This is a genomic window from Legionella lytica (genome assembly GCF_044626755.1).
GTDB classification, from domain to species: domain Bacteria; phylum Pseudomonadota; class Gammaproteobacteria; order Legionellales; family Legionellaceae; genus Legionella; species Legionella lytica_A.
In genome coordinates, this window is the sequence record NZ_JBGORX010000030.1 from 1 (window position 1) to 542 (window position 542).

A 542-nucleotide genomic window follows, 5' to 3' on the forward strand; every position below is an offset into this window, starting at 1 on the left:
CCTACCTTAAGTTCGATTGTTCCCAATAGCGGTTCCATTGCTGGTGGTACAACGGCCACGATTACGGGTACCGGTTTTGTACCTGGAACTACGGTCACCATTGGCGGCATTTCAGCAAGCGTGACTGCGGTGACCGCGACGACGATTACCTTGAGTACTCCAGCTTATGTCAGTGGTTCCTTGGTGAAGGATGTGGTAGTAACCAATACTGCAGGGAGCGCGACCATAACCGGCGGCTTTACCTATACGGCGATTGCCCCGACCTTAGTAAGTATTAGCCCGAGCACAGGTCCTGTGGCTGGCGGCACGACGGTCACCTTAACCGGCACCGGCTTTACACCCAACACGACAGTAACCCTTGGTGGTATTGCTGCGACTGGAATCACGGTGAATAGCGCGACCAGTATTACGGCGGTGACTCCAGCTTATGTCAGTGGGGCTTTGGCGGTGAATGTGGTGGTCAATAATGGTGTCTCTAATGCGGTATTAAGTGGCGGCTTCACCTATCAGCCTGCAGCACCAACCCTTGTCAGCATTAGTCC

The 542-nt window shown here is 53.9% G+C and carries 1 protein-coding gene; it reads left to right on the forward strand.

The window, feature by feature from the left end:
- Positions 1–542 (forward strand): IPT/TIG domain-containing protein (locus tag ACD661_RS16930; RefSeq protein WP_400189010.1); only part of this gene is annotated, 542 nt, incomplete at both ends.